The sequence below is a fragment of the Chitinophaga sp. CCNWYY40 genome, assembly GCF_037483205.1.
GTDB classification, from domain to species: domain Bacteria; phylum Bacteroidota; class Bacteroidia; order Chitinophagales; family Chitinophagaceae; genus Chitinophaga; species Chitinophaga ginsengisegetis.
In genome coordinates this window covers 399,078-422,246 of record NZ_JBBHLF010000005.1, presented here as the reverse complement: position 1 = coordinate 422,246, position 23,169 = coordinate 399,078, and the positions used below count along the sequence as shown (strand labels likewise).

At 45.2% G+C, this 23,169-nt stretch carries 19 protein-coding genes; 12 read left to right on the top strand and 7 right to left on the bottom strand.

The features are described 5' to 3' along the window. Positions 1-195: 195 nt before the first annotated feature. Positions 196-705 carry a hypothetical protein gene (locus V7S65_RS20775; protein ID WP_079471692.1) on the bottom strand — a complete coding sequence of 170 codons (510 nt, stop codon included), beginning with the start codon at positions 703-705 and terminating at the stop codon, positions 196-198. Positions 706-1,154: 449 nt separating this feature from the next. Between V7S65_RS20775 and V7S65_RS20770 the strand changes: the two genes are divergently transcribed. Together V7S65_RS20770 and V7S65_RS20765 are read left to right on the top strand one after the other, a co-directional pair. Further along, positions 1,155-2,570, top strand: coding sequence for an MATE family efflux transporter (locus V7S65_RS20770; protein WP_336387756.1), 1,416 nt, complete (start codon positions 1,155-1,157; stop codon positions 2,568-2,570). Between the two features lie 78 nt (positions 2,571-2,648). After that, positions 2,649-3,572 (top strand): PfkB family carbohydrate kinase, encoded by a 924-nt coding sequence (locus V7S65_RS20765; protein ID WP_079471694.1) that lies wholly within the window; start codon positions 2,649-2,651, stop codon positions 3,570-3,572. 120 nt (positions 3,573-3,692) lie between these two features. Here the strand turns inward: V7S65_RS20765 and V7S65_RS20760 are convergent, their stop codons facing one another. Further along, positions 3,693-4,484, bottom strand: a complete 792-nt coding sequence (locus V7S65_RS20760) for a S1/P1 nuclease (RefSeq protein ID WP_336387757.1) — start codon at positions 4,482-4,484, stop codon at positions 3,693-3,695. A 105-nt stretch (positions 4,485-4,589) separates the two neighbouring features. Between V7S65_RS20760 and uvrB the strand changes: the two genes are divergently transcribed. The 4 genes from uvrB to V7S65_RS20740 all read left to right on the top strand — a co-directional run bounded on the left by uvrB (position 4,590) and on the right by V7S65_RS20740 (position 10,631). After that, entirely contained in the window at positions 4,590-6,644 is a 2,055-nt protein-coding gene (uvrB, locus tag V7S65_RS20755) for an excinuclease ABC subunit UvrB (RefSeq protein ID WP_336387758.1), read from the top strand. A 409-nt stretch (positions 6,645-7,053) separates the two neighbouring features. Continuing rightward, positions 7,054-8,445 carry an ammonium transporter gene (locus V7S65_RS20750; RefSeq protein ID WP_079471697.1) on the top strand — a complete coding sequence of 464 codons (1,392 nt, stop codon included), beginning with the start codon at positions 7,054-7,056 and terminating at the stop codon, positions 8,443-8,445. A gap of 286 nt (positions 8,446-8,731) precedes the next feature. Next, the gene (locus V7S65_RS20745; protein WP_111577098.1) at positions 8,732-9,817 is read left to right on the top strand and encodes a porin; all 1,086 of its coding nucleotides are present in this window, start codon (positions 8,732-8,734) and stop codon (positions 9,815-9,817) included. 154 nt (positions 9,818-9,971) lie between these two features. Beyond that, entirely contained in the window at positions 9,972-10,631 is a 660-nt protein-coding gene (locus V7S65_RS20740; RefSeq protein WP_336387759.1) for a DUF2461 domain-containing protein, read from the top strand. Positions 10,632-10,716: 85 nt separating this feature from the next. Here the strand turns inward: V7S65_RS20740 and V7S65_RS20735 are convergent, their stop codons facing one another. Beyond that, entirely contained in the window at positions 10,717-10,968 is a 252-nt protein-coding gene (locus V7S65_RS20735) for a hypothetical protein (protein WP_079471700.1), read from the bottom strand. A 315-nt stretch (positions 10,969-11,283) separates the two neighbouring features. Further along, on the bottom strand, positions 11,284-12,273 hold the full coding sequence (locus V7S65_RS20730) for an aspartate-semialdehyde dehydrogenase (protein ID WP_079471701.1): 990 nt from the start codon (positions 12,271-12,273) through the stop codon (positions 11,284-11,286). Between the two features lie 148 nt (positions 12,274-12,421). Here V7S65_RS20730 and V7S65_RS20725 point away from each other — a divergent pair, with 148 nt between their 5' ends. From V7S65_RS20725 to V7S65_RS20715, 3 genes are all read left to right on the top strand, one after another. Next, positions 12,422-14,131, top strand: coding sequence for a lamin tail domain-containing protein (locus V7S65_RS20725; RefSeq protein WP_336387760.1), 1,710 nt, complete (start codon positions 12,422-12,424; stop codon positions 14,129-14,131). 93 nt (positions 14,132-14,224) lie between these two features. Next, the gene (locus tag V7S65_RS20720; protein ID WP_336387761.1) at positions 14,225-14,899 is read left to right on the top strand and encodes a DUF5606 family protein; all 675 of its coding nucleotides are present in this window, start codon (positions 14,225-14,227) and stop codon (positions 14,897-14,899) included. A gap of 207 nt (positions 14,900-15,106) precedes the next feature. Continuing rightward, entirely contained in the window at positions 15,107-16,828 is a 1,722-nt protein-coding gene (locus tag V7S65_RS20715) for a M3 family oligoendopeptidase (protein WP_336387762.1), read from the top strand. A 52-nt stretch (positions 16,829-16,880) separates the two neighbouring features. On the opposite strand, the gene V7S65_RS20710 is transcribed toward V7S65_RS20715, so the two are convergent. After that, positions 16,881-17,315, bottom strand: a complete 435-nt coding sequence (locus V7S65_RS20710) for a Fur family transcriptional regulator (protein WP_079471705.1) — start codon at positions 17,313-17,315, stop codon at positions 16,881-16,883. 13 nt (positions 17,316-17,328) lie between these two features. Then, positions 17,329-17,955 carry an SCO family protein gene (locus V7S65_RS20705; protein WP_336387763.1) on the bottom strand — a complete coding sequence of 209 codons (627 nt, stop codon included), beginning with the start codon at positions 17,953-17,955 and terminating at the stop codon, positions 17,329-17,331. A 202-nt stretch (positions 17,956-18,157) separates the two neighbouring features. Here V7S65_RS20705 and V7S65_RS20700 point away from each other — a divergent pair, with 202 nt between their 5' ends. The 3 genes from V7S65_RS20700 (at position 18,158) to V7S65_RS20690 (ending at position 22,448) form a co-directional block, all read left to right on the top strand. Beyond that, entirely contained in the window at positions 18,158-18,601 is a 444-nt protein-coding gene (locus V7S65_RS20700) for a MerC domain-containing protein (RefSeq protein WP_336387764.1), read from the top strand. A gap of 62 nt (positions 18,602-18,663) precedes the next feature. Beyond that, entirely contained in the window at positions 18,664-19,848 is a 1,185-nt protein-coding gene (locus V7S65_RS20695; RefSeq protein WP_336387765.1) for a GTP-binding protein, read from the top strand. A 134-nt stretch (positions 19,849-19,982) separates the two neighbouring features. After that, positions 19,983-22,448 carry a TonB-dependent receptor gene (locus V7S65_RS20690; protein WP_336387766.1) on the top strand — a complete coding sequence of 822 codons (2,466 nt, stop codon included), beginning with the start codon at positions 19,983-19,985 and terminating at the stop codon, positions 22,446-22,448. Between the two features lie 6 nt (positions 22,449-22,454). On the opposite strand, the gene V7S65_RS20685 is transcribed toward V7S65_RS20690, so the two are convergent. Beyond that, positions 22,455-23,123 carry a hypothetical protein gene (locus V7S65_RS20685; RefSeq protein WP_079471710.1) on the bottom strand — a complete coding sequence of 223 codons (669 nt, stop codon included), beginning with the start codon at positions 23,121-23,123 and terminating at the stop codon, positions 22,455-22,457. Between the last annotated feature and the right edge of the window lie 46 nt (positions 23,124-23,169).

Below are 23,169 nucleotides of genomic sequence, written 5' to 3'. Positions count from 1 at the left end.
GGCCGGATCCTTCCATATCCTGTAATAACCATTTAGAAAGCCGGCCTCCTGGTCGGCTTTTTTATTTAATGATTTTCGATATCTGAAAGAATTTATTTAATTAGGATTCCTTCTTAAATAAAATACAGGAGAAAGCATGTTCATTACTATGAACATGCTTTCAATAGTTCTAATGTAAATTTTCCGACTTTAGAATTAGTTGCTCTTGCCAAAGAGACCAATAGCAATGGTATCAGCGGCTTTCATTACTTTCAGATGGGAACTGAGTTCTATCGCATTGTTATACTTGAATGCAGTATCTTTCTGAATACCGCCTGGTTTTGAAACCTTGATAGATTTTACTTTCGTTAAGAGATCTATCTTCAGTGCAGCACCGGTTCCTTTAAACGTTCCTTTAAGCAGGGTATCTGTTTTGGGAGCCGCAGCAGTGCCAGCAATCAGGTAAACGCCATGATCTGCGTCTTTAATGTTTTTAGTAAGATTCAATACAACGTTCACACTACTATCAGTGTTCTCGGTGATGGTAATATCACCTACCTTTTTATCTTTATCAGCGCCGGATCCTTTCAGTTCAAACGACTTGGAACGTGGTGTTGGAGGAGGTGGTGTTGGATTATCATCATCTTTGCAGGAGCTTACAGTAATACCCAATACAGTAGCGATCACTACTCCCGTCAGGAGTGTGTTTTTGTTGAACATAAGCATGATTTCAGTTTTTATAAAGGTTTTACGATTGTAATTTTGTAATTGTAATGTTTGTGATTGTGATCTTGTTTTAATATAGGTTTTCAGCGCTTACTTGGAATGTTAAACGGAAGTGAAAATGAAAAGTTACAGCTATAGGTAAAGTATTTTTTAAATATTTTTTTTCACCTGCCTGTAACCTTTACGTATCATGGATCGTAGCGATCGTATTTTCTTTTCATGAAAAAATACCTGTTATAACTGATGTTGACCTGCGCATTTTTAAAGATGGTTTTTGATGATTGAAAAATTAAATTACATTTGCGGAGCATCATGAGATGCCAGAACTGATAGCATATGAAAATTTATTAAGACCACGGTAGTTCCGCTTGTCGCCCTTCCACTTTTCCTGTTTTAGTTTGCAGTGCGGGTAATGCACTGTTCCTCGTTATTATTTTCAAAAGTAAATTATGCCTCTTTTAACGAACGCGCCACAGCGTACACGTCGTTTTTTTCAATTATTTAAGATAGCCGTTACCGGTAGTGAAAAAGAGTTTACAACAGGAAGTATCGACCGGGCTATATTCCTGCTCTCCATTCCAATGATCCTTGAAATGGCGATGGAGTCACTGTTTGCGGTGGTAGATATTTATTTTGTGAGTCATTTGGGTGTAAACGCCATCACTGCAGTAGGGCTTACAGAATCCGTGCTCACGCTGGTATATACCGGTGCTATGGGATTAAGCATGGCGGCCACCGCTATGATTGCCCGCAGAACCGGCGAAAAGGATCCTGATGCCGCAGCGCATGCAGCCATGCAATCCTTATACCCGGGATTACTTATTTCTGTGCTGATAAGTTTGGCGGGGATATTTTTTGCGAAAGATATCTTACTGGTAATGGGCGCAGCCAAAGAAGTAGCCGACTACGGTTACGTATATACGCAGATAATACTTGGCGGCAACATCGTGATCATTTTATTATTCCTGATCAACGGTATCTTTCGCGGGGCTGGCGATGCAGCCCTGGCCATGCGGTCATTATGGATTGCGAACGGACTGAATATTATATTGTGCCCGCTGTTAATTTCGGGATGGGGACCAATTCCTGCATTAGGACTGAAAGGCGCTGCTATTGCCACTTTTATCGGAAGAGGCACGGGCGTGATGTACCAGTTGTATCACCTGGTAAAAGGAAAAGACCTGATCCGCATTACGAAAAAGCATCTGGCTCCGGCATTTCCATTGATTGGCGCCATTCTTAAAATTGCTGCCGGCGCTACTGCGCAAATGCTGATAGCTTCTGCCAGTTGGATTTTCCTGGTGCGCATTATTTCTCATTTTGGAAAAGATGCCGTAGCAGGATATACCATTGCCATCAGGGTGGTGATCTTTACTATATTACCCGCCTGGGGAATGGCTAATGCAGCAGCAGCACTGGTAGGGCAGAATCTTGGCGCGAAACAACCCGGGCGGGCCGAAAAATCGGCCTGGAGGGCGGCCTTCTTTAATATGATCTTCCTGGGTGTGGTAGCGGTTGTATTTATGATGTGGGCGCCCGCCATTATTGGCTTCTTTACAACCGATCCGGTTGTAATCACCTACGGCGTGCAATGTATCCGGTTAATGAGCGCCGGTTATGTGTTTTTTGCCTATGGCATGGTACTTACCCAATCTTTCAATGGCGCCGGCGATACGCGTACGCCTATGTTGATCAACATGTTTATTATGTGGCTATTCCAGATGCCGTTGGCCTATACGCTGGCTATCCTGCTAAAAATGGGACCGGTAGGGGTTTTCTGGGCGATGGCTATATCTGAATCTACCTCCGCTTTGGTGGCTGTATGGCTGTTTCGCCGGGGTACCTGGAAGCAGGTGAAGATTTAGCTTCCTGCTTTCTGTATAAGTAGTTACCTTTGCGAGGTTTGCATTAAATTTTAACATAATAAAAATAACTCAATAAGCATGTCACTCACAGTCGTAGGTACTATGGCGTTCGATGAAATCGAAACCCCCTTTGGAAAGTCAGGTAAAATCATTGGTGGTTCCGCCACCTACATCGCATGGGCAGCGTCTAACTTTGTTCAGCCTATTAACCAGGTGTCTGTAATAGGTGAGGACTTCCCGGCTTCAGAACTGGATGCGTTGACTGCTAAAGGAGTGGTATTGGATGGTGTGCAGGTGAAGAAAGGTGAAAAATCGTTCTACTGGTCAGGCAAGTATCACATGGATATGAATACCCGTGATTCACTGGCAACAGAACTGAATGTACTGGCCGATTTCCAGCCTGTTATCCCGGAAAGCTACCAGGGAAGTGAGTTCCTCATTCTCGGTAACCTTACCCCACAGGTGCAGATGAGTGTACTGGATCAGTTGAAAGAACGCCCTAAGCTGATAGTGATGGATACCATGAACTTCTGGATGGAAGTAGCACTGGACGATTTGCTGAAGGTATTAAAAAGAGTGGATGTGCTGATGGTAAACGATGGAGAAGCCCGTCAGCTGAGCGGTGAATACTCTTTGGTGAAAGCTGCCCGTAAAATTATGTCTATGGGTCCCCGTTACCTGATCATCAAGAAGGGAGAACATGGCGCATTATTATTCTCCGGAAATCATGTATTCTTCGCTCCTGCTATGCCACTGGATGATGTATATGATCCAACCGGCGCTGGCGATACTTTTGCAGGAGGTTTCATAGGCCACCTGGCTAAAACAAAGGATATTTCCTTTGAAAACATGAAAACCGCTATCATCGTAGGTTCTGCTATGGCTTCTTTCTGTGTGGAAAAGTTTGGAACTGAACGCATCCGCGAAATTACGCACGAAGATATTGCGGCCCGCCTGGAGCAGTTTGTTCAGCTGGTGAATTTTGATATTGACCTGGTATAGTGAATGTATCGCCTCCGGCGACTGATTATATTGATTTTTATAAAAGATTAAGGGAGATATAAGCGAAGCCCGCATATATCTCCCTTAATCTTTTATAAGAATCCCAAAGGGATCCCCCGCTTATTTATAAATATTATTGAGGATAGCTGCCAAACGCAGCCCACCTTTCAGCAATTGCTGATTCAGATCCTTCACAAAAACATAATTATACCGGTAGCTGAGCTTGGCATCGGGCTGGGTATAGGCATATACCTTGTCGGAGAGCTGGTGCGAGTCAAACATCCAATCGGCGATAGAGCCCTGCTGTATGGTCTTAATTTCCGCTGCAGATGCGATGTCCAGCGCTTTGGTGTATTCTGTATAACTCAGCTGCTGGAAATCGATCAGTTGTTCATCCCATACCTTATGCAGATTGGAAGGTTTATCGAACCACATTACAGCAATTTTGTTGCCGCCCATGTCTTCGTCACGGCCTACGTGCAGGGGCTGATGCATATCGCCCATCATATGAACCAGGAAAGTGAGTGCAAACCGTTGTTTGTCTTTCGGCAGGTTACGGTTTTTCAGCTCCTTTATCATGGCCTGTGTTTGCGTGTACAGGTTTTCACCGTTAGCTGCATTCAGCAGCTCATCAAACTTTGCCCGGTCGATATTGCCGGGAAAATCGAGGTAGTGCCATTTACTGGTGTGATCGTACTGGTGGGTGGTGTCTGATTTGATGAAATCGGGCCAGTTGGCGATCATGGCCAGGCTTTCGCGGCCCAGGATGTTGGTAATTGCTTTGCGGGCTTGGGGGGTAAGGTGAAGCCAGGCTATTTCGGCGGTAATACGGTGGCCGTTAGGGCCCCAGGCAAAAGTGGCAAGGGGTAACAGGAAGGCCAGTATCAGCCCCGTTAAAATTTTTTTTCTCATAAGTCCTTTCTTGATTGTGGCAGCAAAATTAAAGCTTCTTTTTTAACACTTTCACTTCCATATTCTTAGTATTTTTACAGATACTTCCCAAACAGAAATTTCAATATGTCTTTTAATATACATGCTCCATACGCTCCAGCTGGTGATCAGCCGGAAGCGATCAAACAATTAACAAAAGGAATAGAGGAAGGCGAACCGTTTCAGACGCTGCTGGGGGTAACCGGCTCCGGTAAAACTTTTACCGTGGCTAATGTTATCCAGCAGGTGCAACGCCCTACCCTGGTGCTGACCCATAACAAAACACTCGTAGCACAGCTTTACGGCGAACTCAGGCAGTTTTTCCCGGACAACGCGGTAGAATATTATGTTTCCTATTATGATTATTACCAGCCGGAAGCTTATATGCCGGTGAGTGATACCTATATAGAAAAGGACCTGGCCATTAACGAGGAACTGGATAAGCTCAGGCTGAAAGCCACTTCCAACCTGCTTTCCGGCAGAAGGGATATTATAGTGGTAGCCAGTGTTTCCTGTATTTATGGTATCGGTAACCCTACCGACTATGAAAATGGTATCATCCGTATCCAGAAAGGACAAACCGTAAGCCGCAACACCTTGCTGCATGGCCTGGTAAACTCCCTGTACAGCCGTACTACCGGCGATTTTAACCGGGGTAACTTCCGCGTAAAGGGCGATACCCTGGATATTAACCTGCCTTATGTGGATTATGGTTACCGGATTACTTTTTTTGGAGATGAGATAGAAGAGATAGAAACCATTGATGTACAAAACAGTAAGCGGATCACAGTGGTAGACAACGCGGCCATTTTTCCTGCAAACATGTACCTGGCTCCAAAAGACATGATGCAACAGATCATATATGAAATACAGGATGAACTGAAGGCGCAGGTGGAATATTTTAAGGCTAATGGAAAGCTGATAGAGGCACAGCGTTTATCCGACAGGGTAAACTATGATGTGGAAATGATCCGTGAGCTGGGTTATTGCAGTGGTATTGAAAACTATTCCAGGTTCCTGGACCGTCGTAAGCCTGGCGCCCGGCCCTTCTGCCTGTTGGATTATTTCCCGAAAGATTTTCTGCTGGTGGTGGATGAAAGCCATGTGACCATCCCGCAGATTGGCGCCATGTACGGAGGCGACAGGTCCCGTAAACTGAACCTGGTGGAATTTGGCTTCCGTTTGCCTTCTGCGCTGGATAACCGTCCGCTGAATTTTTATGAATTTGAGAATCTGGTGAACCAGGCCATATTTGTGAGCGCCACCCCCGGCGATTATGAGTTGAAGAAAACAGAGGGGGTGGTAGTGGAACAGGTGGTGCGTCCTACAGGTTTGCTGGAGCCGCCTATTGAAGTGAGGCCCAGTGTGAACCAGGTGGATGACCTGCTGGAGGAAATAGACAAGCGGGTGCAGAAGGGAGACCGTGTGCTGGTAACCACGCTGACAAAGCGCATGGCCGAAGAAATGGACAAATATCTAGGACGTATTAATATTAAGTCGCGTTATATCCACTCCGAGGTGGACACCCTGGAACGTATTGAGATATTACGTGACCTGCGGTTAGGTAATATAGATGTATTGGTAGGCGTGAACCTGCTGAGGGAGGGATTGGATTTACCGGAAGTGTCGCTGGTAGCTATCCTGGACGCGGATAAGGAAGGATTTCTGCGCGATGAGCGCTCTCTCACGCAAACGGCGGGTCGTGCAGCGCGTAATGTGGACGGGCTGGTGATCTTTTATGCTGATAAGATAACGGAGAGCATGCAGCGTACTATTGATGAAACGGATCGACGCCGCGAGAAGCAGGTAGCATTTAATATAGAGCATAATATTACTCCCCGCACCGTCCGTAAAAGCAAGGAGCAGATCATGGGGCAAACTTCTGTACTGGAAATCAAGCACTTCGATGAAAATTCGCCAATGGCTATCCATGATGAGGTGCAGTTGGTGGCAGAAGATGCGATGGCGTATGCGAAATCCTCTGCGGCCAGTGTAAAAACTATCCCGCAGATGGAGAAATCCATTGCCAAAGTGAAGAGGGATATGGAGAAGGCAGCCCGCGATCTTGATTTTATGGAAGCCGCCCGTTTGAGGGATCAGATGTTTGCAATGGAGCGCGAATTACTTGAAATGAAACAATAATCGGCTTTGCAAATTCAGAACATCACATGTAATTATTTATAATATAAATTAGTTGTTCCAGCAATTAAAGTAATAAATTAATAATTTGTATATATTTATTTATCAGGTGCTTACGTGACTTCCTCCCTTATTACAGTAGCGCGTGCACCTGGTAAATTTGAAAATTGTTAACCTTTCCTTAATACTCTTCTAATTGTATTGATATTCAACTATTTACGTTAGTATTTCAGCTCTATAAAAACCCAGATATCTTAAAAAATAATAATTAATATTATTATAAATTATAATATCATTGATTTAATCCTAATTATCGCACCTCTTATTCAAATATTTCTATTTTTAGACCCTTCTATTTGATGTTTTAAATTTCGGACCTACTTTTATTTAAGAAATTTAAAAATCAAACGCTATGAAGAAAATATCTTTTCAGGACTATCTCCCCTTCATTTTCCTTGCGCTCATCGCAATAGTTGGAATTTTTATGCCTGCCCTCCCGAATTTTGCTGATGCCAGCAAATATAATTCCGCTGATATCGCCTGGATTCTTGTAGCATCGTCCCTGGTATTTTTGATGACTCCCGGTTTATCCTTCTTTTATGGAGGCATGGTAAATAAGAAGAACGTGATCTCTACCATGATGCAAAGTTTCATTGCTACCGGTTTAATCAGCATCGTTTGGTTAGTAGTTGGATTTAGCCTGGCGTTTGGTAAATCTGTAAATGGTATCATTGGAGATCCCCGTACATTTTTTATGTTTCAAAATGTAGGGTCAGGAGCCCCCTGGAGCCTGGCCCCCACTATTCCGCTGTTACTGTTTGCACTCTTCCAGATGAAGTTTGCAATCATTACTCCTGCGTTGGTAGTAGGAGCAGTAGCGGAAAGGATCCGTTTCACTTCATATGTATTGTTCATGGTATTATTCAGTTTGCTGGTGTACGCACCAATTGCACACTGGACCTGGCATCCTGATGGCATCCTGTTTAAATTAGGCGTACTGGATTTTGCCGGTGGTACTGTAGTACATATTTCTGCAGGTTGCGCTGCCCTGGCAGGTGCCCTGGTACTGAAAAGAAGAAAGGATCATATCGAAAAGAAAGAATTACAACCTGCAAATATTCCCTTTGTATTACTGGGTACCGGTTTACTCTGGTTCGGCTGGTTCGGTTTCAACGCAGGTTCTGCTTTGAGCGCCAACGCCCTCGCTGCTTCAGCTTTCGCTACTACTAACACAGCTACTGCTGCTGCCGGTTTATCATGGGTATTTTTTGATGTAATCCGCGGACGGAAACCATCTGCACTCGGCTTCTGCATCGGTGCGGTAGTTGGTCTGGTGGCCATCACTCCTGCTGCTGGTTTTGTTGCTATCCCGCAAAGTATATTCATCGGTTTCATTGCCGCTATCATTTCTAACATCGCAGTACACTGGAAATCTAAAACCAGCATTGATGATACACTCGATGTATTCCCTTGCCACGGTTTAGGTGGTATGGTAGGTATGCTGCTCACCGGTATCTTCGCTACCAAAGCAGTAAACGAAGCTGGTACCAACGGATGGTTCTATGGTAACTTCGAGCTGTTCAAAAACCAGGTACTGGGTCTGTTGCTGGTAGTAGGTTACAGCTTCGCAGTATCTTACGGTATCTTCAAACTCATCAACCTGATTCACCCACTGCGTGTATCTGAAGAAGAAGAAGAACTGGGACTGGATGTTACTCAGCACAACGAAAACTATCACCCTTCTATGATCAGTGTATCCGACAACGGTTCCCTGAAAGAAGAAGATGAACTGATTCACTCCTGAGACAGAACGTCTTTCACAGGAATCAGAAAAGAGTTACAGTTCTTTGAGTACGATCTTTATCAACTTTATTAAACGCATATACTTTACGTTGTAAGAACCTGGAATGGATAGTTGGTAGTTAAACTTGCTGTAAATAAGTGAAACTCGCACCAATCATTAATTACTGATTATCCATTCCTTCTATTTTCTGAATGTAGCATCAGGAATATTAGCACGCACCCCCCGAAACAATCCGTGAGAAAAGGCCGCATTAGTACTTACCATTTTATCAACCAAATTTATAAGTATGAAAAGAATGTTAACGACCTTGTTTGCCATGGGCAGCACTCTGGTTGCCATGTCACAATCCACGACAGATAGTACATCTGCTCCCGCTTTCAAATTATCAGGATCTGCAGATGTGTATTACAAGTACAATCTCAACGGAAATTATACTGATAATAAAACCAGTTTTACCAATTCCCACAACTCCTTCGAATTGGGAATGGTATCACTAAAAGTAGAACACGGATTCAAAAATGGTAGCATCGTAGCCGACCTCGGCTTCGGTAAAAGAGCCGGTGAGTTTTCCTATAACGATGTACCCGGTTCTTCCAATGGCCTGTCTATGGCTATCAAACAATTGTACGTTTCTTACCAGGTAGCTGAAAAAATAAAATTAAGCCTCGGTAGTTTTGCCACGCATGTGGGCTACGAACTGGTAGATGCCTACGCCAACAGGAACTATAGCATGAGCTATATGTTTAGCTATGGTCCTTTCTTTAATACAGGTGTGAAGGCAGACATTGCACTCACTTCCTCTTTAAGTGCTATGGTAGGCGTGTTTAACCCTACAGATCTGAAATCGGTTAGCCTTAACAGCCACAAATATATTGGTGCTCAGCTGGGCTTTGCTCCGGCAGAAACACCTGTTAAATTATACCTGAATTACCTGGAAGGAAAAGATACCTTCGGCATTCAGAACCACCAGGTAGACCTGGTAGCCACTTACCAGATCAATACTGTATTCGGTTTGGGTTATAACGCTACCTACAGCACCTATACCGACACACGTGCACCCAAAAGCACCCGCGAAAACGCAAAATGGTGGGGCAATGCACTGTACGTAAACCTTGATTTCACTGAAAAATTTGGTTTAACGGTTCGTGGAGAATATTTCAGTGATAAAGACGGGCTTAAAGTTTTTGGAGCCGTACCGGATGGCGGTAATGTAGTTGCCGGTACACTCACCTTTAATTATAAGGTAGGAAACCTTACTATTATGCCAGAGTTTAGGCTGGATAAGGCTTCTGCAGATATTTTCAGCAAGTCGGACGGTAAACCTGCTGATATAACATCCAATGTTTTATTAGCCGCCACCTATCACTTCTAAAAGTTGCATTCAAACAGATGCAGGAGTTTGCCACGGGAAGAGATCGCCTTCCGGCAAATATCCTGTATCTGTTTTTTTAGAACCCCTCCGGATGGCCCCTCAAAATTCAAAAAACCATAAATGATTTGTATTATCTTGTTGGCAAAAAGAAGTAATGTTGCAGCCGTCCACGTTGAAATTTCTTAAGTCACTCAGGCTGAATAATAATAAAGTCTGGTTCGACGAGCACAAAACCGAATACATGGCCGCCAAGGCCGATTTTGAAAGTATGGTACAGCAGCTGATAGATGGTTTGGCAAGACAGGATGCCACCATGCAGGGCCTCCAGCTGAAAGATTGTGTTTTCCGTATTTATAAAGATGTGAGATTTTCGAAGGATAAAACCCCTTATAAAGTAAATATGGCCGCTTCTTTCCAGGCCGGTGGAAAAAAATCTACCCTTGCGGGGTATTATTTTCACCTGGAACCGGGAGGAAACAGTTTTGCCGGCGGCGGTATCTGGATGCCTGCTGCACCCCAGCTCAAAAAATTGCGACAGGAAATCGACTATAACTTCCAGGAATTTGAACAACTGATCTCCAATAAAGAATTCATCAAACATTTCGGGAAAATTGAGGGCGACGCACTGAAAACAGCTCCGCAGGGCTACCAGCCGGACAATCCCGCTATAGCCTATCTGAAACTGAAAAGTGTGATCGTTTCCCATCCCTTTACAGATGAAAGCAGTACACAACCCGCAATAGTAAGAGAAATTCTGAGAACTTTCGCCCTGATGCAACCCCTGCTGCAATTTATCAATCGCGCAATGGACTAAAGCTAAAAAAGTGGTTTATTGGTTTACATAAGGATTTCATACCTCTCTTAAACCAATAAACCACTTCCCCCTGGTTACTCCAGGATTAATTCTTGTGAATCAGGAATTCGAACGGCCGCGCTTTGCGATTCTTTAAAAGATTTTCCTTGTCCGTACGCGCGTGAGCAAAACGTTGATTGTAAACATTGGCCACCTCTATAATAGGTATAATTCCGTCAAGCGTATCCTGCTGATCAACGATGTTCATGATCCTGGATACTTGTGAAGAGAAATTAGTGCTCCACTCTTCGGTGAACTTGTGCATTAACAGAAGCTCTCGATTGGTGTTGGTTTTCATAGGACTTAAGGGTGTTTTCTGATTAGAAAATAACGAAAAATACCGGCATCTCTAAAATTGGACTTCTCTTCTTTTTCAAAGAGTTAAGTTGGCATAGGATTATTACTACCAAAATTGGATTTTATCCTGCACAAATCAATACTACTTCCGTGTAATTTTTAAGTTTTATGTGTTATGCTTTTGTAAAACGCGCAAAAAAGAGCAAGCGGTAAAATGCTTGCTCTTAACGAGTTATAAATATATTTTCGTATAGTCATATACGGGAGGTGCTATTAAGAGTGGTATACCCCTTAATTACATAGCACAACAGTATGATTACAGCCAGTTTTTACTGCTAAGGTATTCTGCTATCTGTACTGCATTGGTAGCTGCTCCCTTGCGAAGGTTGTCTGCTACTATCCACATATTCACTGTTTTAGGCTGTGTTTCATCCCTGCGGATACGGCCCACAAACACTTCATCTTTATCGTGTGCATCCTTTGGCATCGGGTATAAAGCCTTTGACGGATCGTCTACAACTATTACTCCTGGCGTTTTTTCAAGCAATGCCCTCAGTTCTGCCACATCGTATTCATTTTCAAACTCTATGTTCACCGCTTCACTATGACCACCCATCACCGGAATACGTACAGTCGTAGCCGTTACCAGGATGCTGTCATCTCTCATAATCTTCTTGGTTTCATTTACCATCTTCATCTCTTCTTTCGTATAGCCGTTATCGAGAAACACGTCTATCTGTGGAATAACATTCAGATCTATCGGATAAGCATATGCCATTTCACCGGTAATGCCTTGTCTTTCATTCATCAATTGGGTTACTGCCTTTACACCGGTACCGGTTACCGACTGGTAGGTAGATACTACTACCCTTTTGATTTTATATTTTTCGTGCAGAGGTTTCAGCACCAGCACCATCTGGATAGTAGAACAGTTAGGATTGGCAATAATTTTATCTTCCTGCGTAATGGCATCGCCATTTACTTCCGGCACTACCAGTTTCTTGGTAGGGTCCATTCTCCAGGCGCTGGAATTATCAATTACCGTAATACCTGCGGCTGCAAATTTAGGCGCCCACTCCAGGGAGGTACTGCCACCGGCAGAAAAGATAGCCACATTTGGTTGCATGGAAATCGCCGTATCAGCACTTACCACCTTCCAGGTCTTGCCCTTAAATGTTACTTCCTTACCAACGGACTTCTCAGAAGCCACGGGAATCAATTCAGTAACGGGAAAATTTCTTTCCGTTAACACCTGTAACATTTTTGAGCCAACCAGTCCGGTCGCTCCAACTACGGCAACTTTCATTTTGTTTTACATTTTTAATTTTGGAAGCCCAAAATTAACATATAGCCCCCGCTTTTCATAACATTAAGATTTTTTTTTACCATTTACATGGCATTAACACCGGGTGATCAACAGAATACTAAGTTTGAAAGCTATAAAATAATTGTTCATGCGGTTACCCATTGTTTGTTTCTGCCTGCTGCTGCAGGCCCTCCCCGGTTTCGCCCAAACACCGGCCATTTATGACGTGGTTATTCATGAAGTAATGCCGAAACCCTCTCCTGTAGCAGGCTTGCCACCTTATGAATATATAGAACTGCGGAACATCAGCACCACACCCGTGCAGCTGAGCAACTGGCGCCTCGCGGTAAACAGGCGGGAAGTAGCGCTGCCGGCCTGTTTGCTGCAGCCCGACAGCTTGCTGGTGCTATGCGCTCCAGGCGCAGTAAGCAGTTATAACATTCCCAATATCAGGGGAATAGACCGTTTCCCGGCAATAGCAGACGACAGTGCACTGATTGTTTTATATGATGCATTCAGAAGGGTGATACATGCGGTAGATTACCATCAAGGGTGGTATGCAGGTGGAAAGGCCGGCAGGGGCGGCATCAGCCTGGAAATGATCAATACGGCATTTCCTTGCAGCGGAAAAGTAAACTGGGCAGCCAGCACCGCTGCTGCGGGCGGCACACCCGGTTTCATTAATGCCGTGGCAGCAAATACCCCCGACGTTTCCAAACCGGACCTGTTATTTGCCGCCATTGCAGACAGCATGCATGTATTATTGCACTTCAGTAAAACGCTGGATAGCGCACTGGCAGCCAATCCTGCACATTATGAAATCAGTGGTGGATTGCATGTAACCTCCTGCCGGGTGCAGCCTCCGGTATTCAGCAGCGTAGAACTGCAGCTGGATGCGGCTATCCGGTCACAGGAGGTATACACCATCACCAGCAACGGGGTGGCAGATTGCAATGGCGCTACCAGTAATATCTATAACAGTGTTACGCTGGGCATACCGCAACAACCGGTTGGCAACGATATATTAATCAATGAAGTGCTGTTTTATCCGCCTGCCGGCATCCCTGAATTTATTGAATTGTATAACGCCAGCGGGAAGGTGGTGAACTTAAATGAGCTGCGTGTTTGCGCCCGTAACGCTGGTGGCGGGTTAGGAGTTTTTAAAAAGATGACCACCAGCGGCCGTTTGCTGATGCCCGGACAATTGCTGGCATTGACTACCAATAAGGATTTGCTTTGCAGCTACTACAATTGCCGGTCGCCGGAAAATATCCAGGAAGTAAGCAGCCTGCCATCGATGCCGTTGGACGGAGGCGATGTGGTGCTGCTGCGGGTCGATAGTACGATTATAGATGAACTACCCTATACCAGCGGACAACACTTTCCGCTGGCGAGTGAATTGCAGGGCATTTCGCTGGAGCGGTTGCAGTACCAGCTTCCGGCTTCTGACGCTGCCAACTGGCATTCTGCTGCTGCCACAGCGGGATATGCCACCCCCGGGTGGCTTAATTCCCAGCGCCGCGGCGATGCAGGCGATTCGCTGAATATTGCATTGTTGCCGGAAGTGTTTTCCCCTGATCACGACGGAACCGCTGATGTAACGCAGCTTTCCTGGCAACTGCCCGCTCCTGGCTTTGTGGGCAATGTTACTGTGTATGACCTGCAGGGTAAACCGGTGCGGTACCTGGCCCGCAATATATTGATGGGAAATACCGGATATTTGCCGTGGGATGGAACTGGAGAAAATGCAGTAGTTTTGCCACCAGGGATTTATATATTTTTTATAGAGATATTTAATCTTCAGGGGTACGTGAAACGCTGTAAACGCACGGTGGTCATGGCACGAAAGTTGAATTGACGCACGCCCCCGTTGCCGGCTTTTTCCAAGCCAAAAATAGCCGTGGGCAATCTATTATAATTATTTATATTTGCGCTTCCTAAAAATTTGAACATGCAGTACAGAGAAATTGTTGCAGTAACCGGATTGGGCGGTTTGTTTCAGTTAGTAGCCAGTAAACAAGATGGCGCCATCGTAAGGTCACTGGAAGATAAAAGTACAAGGTTTGTATCTTCCCGCGTGCATAATTTTACTCCACTGGAAAGTATTGAAGTATTCACTACCGGCGAAAATGTAAACCTGGCTGAGGTATTCAAGGCTATGGAGGAAAAAGCAGCGGTACACCCGCCTGTAGCTGGTAAAGCAGACAACAATGCTATCAAAGCTTATTTCAAAAGCGTATTCCCTGAATTCGATGAAGACAGAGTGTATGTGAGTGATATGAAGAAGATGGTAAAATGGTTTGGTATCCTCAAAGCAAACGATCTGTTGAAATTTGATGAGATCCTCGCCGAAGGTGATGGTGAAGCGGAAGAAGTGGCAGTAGAAGAAACCGCTGCTCCGGAGAAAAAGAAGAAAGCAGCTCCTGAAGCTACTGAAGAAGCAGCTACAGAAGAAAAGCCTAAGAAGCCACGCGCTAAAAAGGCCGCTGAAAAAGAAGAAGGCGAAACAGGCGCTGAAGAAAAAGCACCTAAGAAAGCCAAAGCTAAGAAAGATGATGCACCGGCAGCAGAAGGCGAAGAGCCTAAAAAAGTTGCTAAGCCACGCAAGAAGAAAACAGAAGAATAGTAAGGATCCGGGTTGTCTGATGATTGAAGCAAACATCAGCCGGCAAAATATTTCAGGCTTCTATTTACAGAGATCTTTTTCTGTAAATAGAAGCCTGAATCGTTTTAGCATTCCCGATATTTAACGATTCTTTTAGCCGGAAACACCCGGCATTAGCGTAAAATTGCCTAAATTTCTACATCCGAAAATTTAAAAATAACAGATAGCATGGATAAACTAAGTGCAGATATAAAGAAACTACCGCGTACATTTCTCCCGGAAGATTTTAAAGTAACTACCTGGGATACCCTGCAGCCTTACTTTGAAGCGCTGAAGGAAAGAAAGATCAATAGCGTATCAGACCTGGAAAAATGGCTGAAAGATATGAGCGAACTGGAAGCAGTAATCAGTGAAGATGCCTGCTGGCGCCAGATCCGAATGACCTGCGATATCACCGATAAATCACTTGAGGAAGCCTTCGCTTACTTCTGTATGGAAATTCAGCCCAAACTGCAACCCTATGCAGATGCGCTCAATAAAAAATTGCTGGAAAGCCCGTTTGTAAAAGAACTGGATCCCGACCTTTATAAAACGTATCTCCGCAATGTAGAGAAACAGGTGAAACTGTTCCGCGAGGAAAATATTCCTATCCAGGCGGAACTGAGCGTAATGGCACAACAATATGGCGCCATTGCAGGTAAAATGACCATCAAAGTAAAAGACCAGGAATATACCCTGCAACAGGCAGCTAAATTCCTGGAAAACAGCGACCGCTCCCTACGGGAAGAAGTGTTCACCAAAACCGGCGCCCGTCGCCTGGAAGACAGGAAAGCACTGGACGACCTGTACACAGGGCTGATTTTAAAACGTGACCAGGTAGCAAAAAATGCCGGCTTCGCTAATTACCGCGACTATAAATTTGAAGAACTGGGTCGCTTCGACTATACAAAAGAAGACGCCTTCCAGTTTCATGAAGCCATCAAAGCGCATATTGTTCCCCTGGTACAACAGATCCTGGAAAAGCAGAAAGCCAAACTGCAGCTGGATACCCTGCGTCCCTGGGACACAGAAGCAGAACCAGCGGGTGTGAAGCCACTGGAGCCATTCCACACAGGTGAAGAGCTGGTGAATAAAGCCATCGCCACCTTTGATGAACTGGGTCCCTTCTTTGGCAATTGCCTCCGGGTGATGAAACAAATGGGCCGCTTCGACCTGGAAAGCCGTAATGGTAAAGCGCCGGGTGGCTATAACTGCCCGCTGGCGGAAACAGGCGTGCCTTTCATTTTTATGAATGCCGCCGGACAAATGAAAGATCTTACCACAATGGTACACGAAGGTGGCCATGCGGTACACTCTTTCCTCAGCCATCACCTGGCACTCAGCGCCTTCAAGGAATACCCGATGGAGATAGCTGAAGTAGCCAGCATGAGCATGGAGTTATTTACTATGGACTACTGGAACATTTTCTTTGATGACGAAACACAGCTGCGCCGCGCACGGTTACAGCAATTGGAAAGGGCCATCACCATTTTCCCGTGGATTGCCACCATCGATAAATTCCAGCACTGGATCTATGAACATCCGCAGCACACCATAGAAGAACGTACCGCCAAATGGCTGGAAATACTGAATGAATTTTCCCCTGCAGTGGTTGACTGGAGCGGCCACGAAGAGTACCGTGCTATCACCTGGCAAAAGCAACTGCACCTGTTTGAAGTGCCTTTCTATTATATAGAATACGGTATTGCGCAACTGGGAGCTATTGCCATGTGGAAGCAATTCAAGGAAAACAAAACACAGGCTTTGGATAACTACGTACAGGCGTTAAGTTTAGGTAATACCAAAACGTTGCCTGAGTTGTATAAAGCAGCAGGAATTAAATTTGATTTTTCTCCGGCTTATGTGAAGGAACTGGCCGATTTCGTGAAAGCGGAAATAGAGAAGATATAGTAAGGATGCCTTTGTTAATGCCGCTATACGGAACATTAACAAAGGCATTTTTTTATTTACAGGATTTACAAACCCCACTCACCACTACTTCCACATTATGCGCTGCATAACCTTTGGGAAGCTGTATTTGCGGAACATCTGTTTCATCTAAACAAATGGTATTACCGCATTCTTCACACTTGAAATGGATATGATGATCGTGGTGGTGGTGCTCCGAACACTCCGACTTACATAAAGCGTAGCGTACAGAGGTATCTGTAGTAGGTATTTTATGAATGATTCCTTTGTCGAGGAATGTTTGTAAGGTACGGTATACGGTTACACGGTCGAATGACTGACCGGCCAGCTTTTCAAAATCGCTATGTTCCAGCGCACCGTTGCTTTTCATGAACAGTTCCAGGATCCTTGTCCGGGTTTCTGTTACACTCAGCTTGCTTTCGCGCAATATACTGCCAATTCGTTCTGTTATTTGTTGTTTGGTGCCCATGATGAAAAAAACTTTATTCTTCCATTAAACGGTCTATGTCTTCAATCAATTTATCTACGTCCTGTTTTTTAGTGCCTTCATACAAACCGCGGATCTGTCCTGCTTTATCAACCAATGCAAACCATTGGGTGTGTACAAAATCTTCTTCCCCGGTATATACGCCATCGTCTACCAGGTAACCTTGCCTGGCCAACCGGTACAGCTGTTTCTTGTCGCCGGTAAGGAACCACCAGTTTTTAGAATCAGCGCCATGTTTGGCGGCATATGCCTTTAGTACCGGCACGCTGTCGTGTTCGGGATCTACCGTATGGGAAAGGATCAGGAAGCTGGGATTGTCTTTATACTTCGCATATACCTTGTCCATATTGGCATTCATCTTCGGACAAATACCGGTGCAGGTGGTAAAAAAGAACTCAGATACATAAATTTTGCCTTCAACGTCTGCCTTCGTTTTCGTGCGGCCCTCCTGGTCTGTAAAGGAAAATCCGGGGATGGTATGTCCCGGCGCCCCCAGGTGAGGTAACTTGTCTTTTCCAAAGAAGGTACCTGTTTCTCCTTTAATAATATAACCGGCATAGGTCAGGAAACCTGCACTCAACAACACAAAAAACGAAATCAGTATAATTGCTTTCTTCGACATAGGTATGATTCCTTGTTTTATTCGATATACAAAGGTAGCACATAGTTAACAGATGCCCATCAGTGCAATGCATCTCTTATTTTTTTAACACGCCTGCAACATTTTATAGTTGAAAAAATAAATTATCTGAAGATAAGAGATATTTTAATTTGCAACATTGTTGCAAATTTACGTAGTTTTGTCCGGATAGAAAAATGGGAACATGGAAGTGAATATTTTAAAGAAGATGAGTTTGGACACTATTGGAATAGGGGCTTCCCTGTTGTGTGCCGTGCACTGCGCCTTACTCCCTTTGCTGCTCACGGTATTGCCATTGGTGGGATCGCACGTATTGGAAAATGAAATGCTGGAGTATGGCTTGTTGTCTTTCTCCTTTGGGGTAGGTTGTTTGTCGTTGGGACGGGGATATTTCAGGCATCACCGGCGCATAGCGCCCCTGCTGATCTTTACCGTGGGGTTTGCCTTGTTACTGGGAGGGCATTTCGGGATTGCCGGCGGTTTCTGGGAACCTGTTGTCATCTTTGCCGGTGCGGCAGGAGTAACGGGGGCGCATATACTAAACCTGAAACGTTGTAAACAGTGCACTACGGTTAAAGGCCACACCCATGAACATAGCCGGCGGCATCTGCCGGCTGGCGGGCTGTAAAACTGCTGAAACAATTGCTGTAATTAAAATACGCACACACATAGCAATATAACTTATCACATATGGAAAAATTACCTGTTACGGTGCTGAGTGGCTTTCTCGGCGCGGGGAAAACTACGCTGCTTAATCACGTGCTGCACAACCGCGAAAATCTTCGTGTAGCCGTTATTGTTAACGATATGAGTGAGGTGAATATCGATGCGCAACTGGTGAAGAATGAAAATACACTGCACAAAACGGAAGAGCGCCTGGTGGAAATGAGCAATGGCTGCATTTGCTGTACTCTCCGGGAAGATCTGCTGAAAGAAGTAGCTGCACTGGCCGCAGAGAAACGGTTTGATTACCTGTTGATTGAATCTACCGGTATCTCGGAACCTATACCGGTGGCGCAAACTTTCTGTTACCAGGATGAAGTGAACAACGTTGATCTCAGCACGGTAAGCCAGCTGGATACAATGGTGACGGTAGTGGATGCGTATAATTTTATCAACGATTACAGCAGTATGTCGTTCCTGCAGGACAGGGGCCTAACGGATGATGCAGCAGACCGGCGCACCATCGTGAACCTGCTGACGGACCAGGTGGAATTTGCCAATGTGATTGTGCTGAATAAATGCGACCTGGTATCAGAAGAACAGCTGGGCAACCTGAAAGCAGTGCTGCGTAAATTAAACGCCACGGCCCGCATCGTGGAATCCATCAAGGGCCAGGTACCATTGAAAGAAATACTGCATACCGGCCTTTTCGATTTCGACACCACCTCCCAAAGCGCCGGCTGGCAGGCCGAACTGGAAAATGAACACACCCCGGAAACGGAAGAATACGGCATATCTTCTTTTGTATACCGCAGCCGCAAACCCTTTCACCCGGAACGCTTCTGGCAGTATATCAATGAACGCTGGCCCGGCAATATTATCCGCAGTAAAGGATTATTTTGGCTGGCCTCCCGCCCGGACATCGCTGTAAACTGGAGCCAGGCGGGCGGATCACTGCGTGCCGAGAAGGCCGGTTACTGGTGGTGCGTCATCCCCCGCAAGCAATGGCAAATGGATCCCGAAACCTATGAACTCATTACCAGCCGCTGGGATACCCGCTTTGCCGACAGGTATAATGAACTGGTAATCATAGGACAGGAACTGGATTCACATGGTATCATCATTGATCTTGACAGCTGCCTGTGCACCGAATTGGAAATCAAAAACTTCCGGGATGGTCATCTTTTTAAAGACCCTTTTCCAGATATTTAGACTAATCTAAAAAATAATTAAGACAAGTATAAAAATAGAAGATAGTTTTGTTGAAAATTAAATTGGAAGTGTAATCCATTGTTACTATCCGTGAAAACACTGTACTGAGTTTAAAACCAAGATTACTTATACGCATGAAACAACTATCTACATTACTATTCTTATTATTATTCATTACTACGGCATATGCCCAGCAAGGCGTGGTGAAAGGAGCAGTTGTGAACAAAGACGGGAAGCCGGTGCAGTTTGCCAACATTGCTATCCCCGCCCTACATACCGGCGCTACTGCCGATCAGCAGGGGCTTTTCAATATTAAAAACCTGGCAGCAGGGACTTATGATATCAAAATATCAATGGTAGGATACCAAACCGTTAAGCTGAAGAAACAAATTACAGCGGGCCAAACAACGGTATTGAACGTTTCCCTGGAAGAAGATTTATCGAAGCTGGATGAAGTAGTGGTAACCGGTGTTTCCCGTGCCACCGCTGTCCGGAAAAACCCCATACCCATTGCCGTTATCGGTAAAAGGGAAATGAACATGAACGTAAATAATAACATTATTGATGCTATTATTAAAGGAGTGCCGGGCGTAAGCGCGGTAACAACCGGCCCCAATATTTCAAAACCATTTATCCGGGGACTGGGCTATAACCGCGTACTGACGCTGTTCGACGGTGTGCGGCAGGAAGGACAGCAATGGGGCGATGAGCATGGTATTGAAATAGACCAGTATGGTATTTCGCGGGCGGAAGTGGTGAAAGGTCCTGCCAGTCTTACTTATGGCTCTGATGCGCTGGCCGGTGTAATTAACATGATCCCCGACATCCCGGAACTGACACCGGGAAAACTACAGGGTAGCTTTCTTACTGATTACCATAGTAATAATGGAATGGTAGGCTCCTCACTAGGATTGGCTTACCGGCAAAACGACTGGAAATATGTATTGCGGGGCACCGCCAAGGCGGCGCATAACTACCGCAACAGTGTGGACGGATTTGTATATGGCACCGCCTTCCGGGAATACAATCTCACCGCATTGGCAAGGGTGGATAAATCATGGGGGCACTCCCAATTTGGTGCTACGCTTTATGACAACACCCAGGAAATCCCCGATGGTAGCCGTGATTCCCTGACCCGTAAATTTACCAGGCAGGTGAAGGATGCTGATGACAATATAAAAGACCGGCCACTGGTACCGGACAATGAGCTGCGTACCTACACCATTAACCCGTTACATCAGCATATCCAGCATTACCGGGTATACAACCATTCCAAATGGAATGTGGGTACCGGCGATATTAATACCATGATTGGGGTGCAACAAAGCATCCGGCGGGAGTACAATCACCCGGAGATGACTGAGCAGCCTGGCCTGTACGTAGTGCTGAATACATTGAACTATGATGTGCGCTATAATTTGCCCGTGATGAACGGATTGGAAACAACCGTAGGTGTGAATGGTATGTACCAGTCGAATAAGAGTAAGAACGGTACCGATTTTCCCATTCCGGACTATAACCTGTTTGACATAGGCGGATTTATTTTTGCCAGGAAATCTTTTGGTAAGGTAGATGTATCGGGTGGTATCCGTTACGACAACCGTTCTATCCGCTGGAACGATTTCTACGTAGGACCCAATAAAGAGAATGGCTTTGAGCAACATGCGCAGTTGCCTGATACGGCAGGGGCCCATCTGCAGTTCCCTTCTTTCAATCACCGGTATACCGGTATTTCCGGCAGCCTGGGCGCTACCTGGAATATCAGCGAGCGGGTGCTGGTAAAGGCTAACATTGCACGGGGCTACCGTGCGCCGAATATTACAGAGATAGGCTCCAATGGTCTTGATCCGGGCGCGCATATTGTATACCTGGGGAACCGTGGATTTAAGCCGGAGTTCAGTTTGCAGGAAGACATCGGTATACAGGCATGGTTACCGGATGCGGATATCAGTGTGGAATTGTTTAATAATAATATTGAGAACTATATCTACCAGGCAAAGCTATACGATAACACCGGCAACCCCGTGGTAATAGTGCCGGGTAACGCCACCTATAAATACCAGCAATCTGCCGCGAGGCTATTTGGAGCGGAGGTGAGTGTAAATCTCCATCCGCGCAGTATAGCCTGGCTTACCATGAATAACAGTGTTGCCTACACGCAGGGACGTAACCGGAACATGGAACTGATCAGCACGCATGGCGACGAAGCACGGTACCTGCCCTTTATACCTCCCACGCATATACGCAGCGAGCTAAAGGCAACCACCCAACGCAATTACGGGATCTTTACCAAAGCCTATGCCCGCGTGGAGGCTGATATTATTGCAGACCAGCCGCATTTTTACGGGGTGGATGATACCGAAACATTTACGCCGGGATATACCCTTTTCAATATAGGCGCCGGTACCGGTATTCTCAATAAGAAAGGAAAAACGGTATGTGAAGTGTTCCTGCAGCTGGATAATGTGGCCAACGTGGCTTACCAGGCCAATATGAACCGGTTGAAATATTTTGAATACTACAGCTCCTCCCCTAACGGGCGGCTGGGCATCTATAATATGGGTAGAAATTTCAGTGCTAAAGTGATTGTACCGTTTTAGGGAAGATTACCACAGTTTGAGCCCCATTTTAATACCTATCTGGAGGCTGGGCAGTATGCTGACCATTTTACCATCGTTCAGGGATACTTTGTCGTCGTCGAAATGATAGGTATTGTATTTATAGATTTTACTGCGGATACCTACACCGATAAAGGGATCAAGGATAAAGCGGTCTTTTTTGAACTGCCGTCCTACCAGAAGTTGCAGGCCGATAACGGTTTTGTCTCCTGAGTTGGTGTAGGTAATGTTACTGAAGGTATTGTCTTCATTAGGGTAGAAAACCTTTTTTACGAATAACACGGGTTCGAAGTAGGTGCCGGCTGCGCGGGAGGGCGACATTTCCTGTGAAATAAGGTACAGGCGTGCTCCTACGCGGAAGCCCAGTCCCCGGCCATCTACAAACTGTTCAGTACTGATATCCGGTTTTTTCTGTCCGATATCAATCTTTTTTGCCAGCACATAATCGGGGTAATCTGTATATATACCGCTGATACCTACCTCCAGGCTGAATTTATCAGTTATTTCCTGTTCCAGGTAAATATCGAGTTCATTAATTAAGGTGGTAGGATTTACTTTAAGAAAGGTGTTTTTGCTCAATTGTGTTTTGCCATCCTGGGCAGAGGATGATAAAATAAATGAACAGGATAACCATATTAACAGCAGTGTCTTTTTCATACAGTTGTAAGGGTTAGACTGGCTTCAGAACCTCAATCCGGGCGTG

Coding starts and splice junctions, on each gene's coding strand:
- V7S65_RS20775 (WP_079471692.1), bottom strand. CDS start 705: ATGCTTATGTTCAACAAAAACACACTCCTGACGGGAGTAGTGATCGCT.
- V7S65_RS20770 (WP_336387756.1), top strand. CDS start 1,155: ATGCCTCTTTTAACGAACGCGCCACAGCGTACACGTCGTTTTTTTCAA.
- V7S65_RS20765 (WP_079471694.1), top strand. CDS start 2,649: ATGTCACTCACAGTCGTAGGTACTATGGCGTTCGATGAAATCGAAACC.
- V7S65_RS20760 (WP_336387757.1), bottom strand. CDS start 4,484: ATGAGAAAAAAAATTTTAACGGGGCTGATACTGGCCTTCCTGTTACCC.
- uvrB (WP_336387758.1), top strand. CDS start 4,590: ATGTCTTTTAATATACATGCTCCATACGCTCCAGCTGGTGATCAGCCG.
- V7S65_RS20750 (WP_079471697.1), top strand. CDS start 7,054: ATGAAGAAAATATCTTTTCAGGACTATCTCCCCTTCATTTTCCTTGCG.
- V7S65_RS20745 (WP_111577098.1), top strand. CDS start 8,732: ATGAAAAGAATGTTAACGACCTTGTTTGCCATGGGCAGCACTCTGGTT.
- V7S65_RS20740 (WP_336387759.1), top strand. CDS start 9,972: ATGTTGCAGCCGTCCACGTTGAAATTTCTTAAGTCACTCAGGCTGAAT.
- V7S65_RS20735 (WP_079471700.1), bottom strand. CDS start 10,968: ATGAAAACCAACACCAATCGAGAGCTTCTGTTAATGCACAAGTTCACC.
- V7S65_RS20730 (WP_079471701.1), bottom strand. CDS start 12,273: ATGAAAGTTGCCGTAGTTGGAGCGACCGGACTGGTTGGCTCAAAAATG.
- V7S65_RS20725 (WP_336387760.1), top strand. CDS start 12,422: ATGCGGTTACCCATTGTTTGTTTCTGCCTGCTGCTGCAGGCCCTCCCC.
- V7S65_RS20720 (WP_336387761.1), top strand. CDS start 14,225: ATGCAGTACAGAGAAATTGTTGCAGTAACCGGATTGGGCGGTTTGTTT.
- V7S65_RS20715 (WP_336387762.1), top strand. CDS start 15,107: ATGGATAAACTAAGTGCAGATATAAAGAAACTACCGCGTACATTTCTC.
- V7S65_RS20710 (WP_079471705.1), bottom strand. CDS start 17,315: ATGGGCACCAAACAACAAATAACAGAACGAATTGGCAGTATATTGCGC.
- V7S65_RS20705 (WP_336387763.1), bottom strand. CDS start 17,955: ATGTCGAAGAAAGCAATTATACTGATTTCGTTTTTTGTGTTGTTGAGT.
- V7S65_RS20700 (WP_336387764.1), top strand. CDS start 18,158: ATGGAAGTGAATATTTTAAAGAAGATGAGTTTGGACACTATTGGAATA.
- V7S65_RS20695 (WP_336387765.1), top strand. CDS start 18,664: ATGGAAAAATTACCTGTTACGGTGCTGAGTGGCTTTCTCGGCGCGGGG.
- V7S65_RS20690 (WP_336387766.1), top strand. CDS start 19,983: ATGAAACAACTATCTACATTACTATTCTTATTATTATTCATTACTACG.
- V7S65_RS20685 (WP_079471710.1), bottom strand. CDS start 23,123: ATGAAAAAGACACTGCTGTTAATATGGTTATCCTGTTCATTTATTTTA.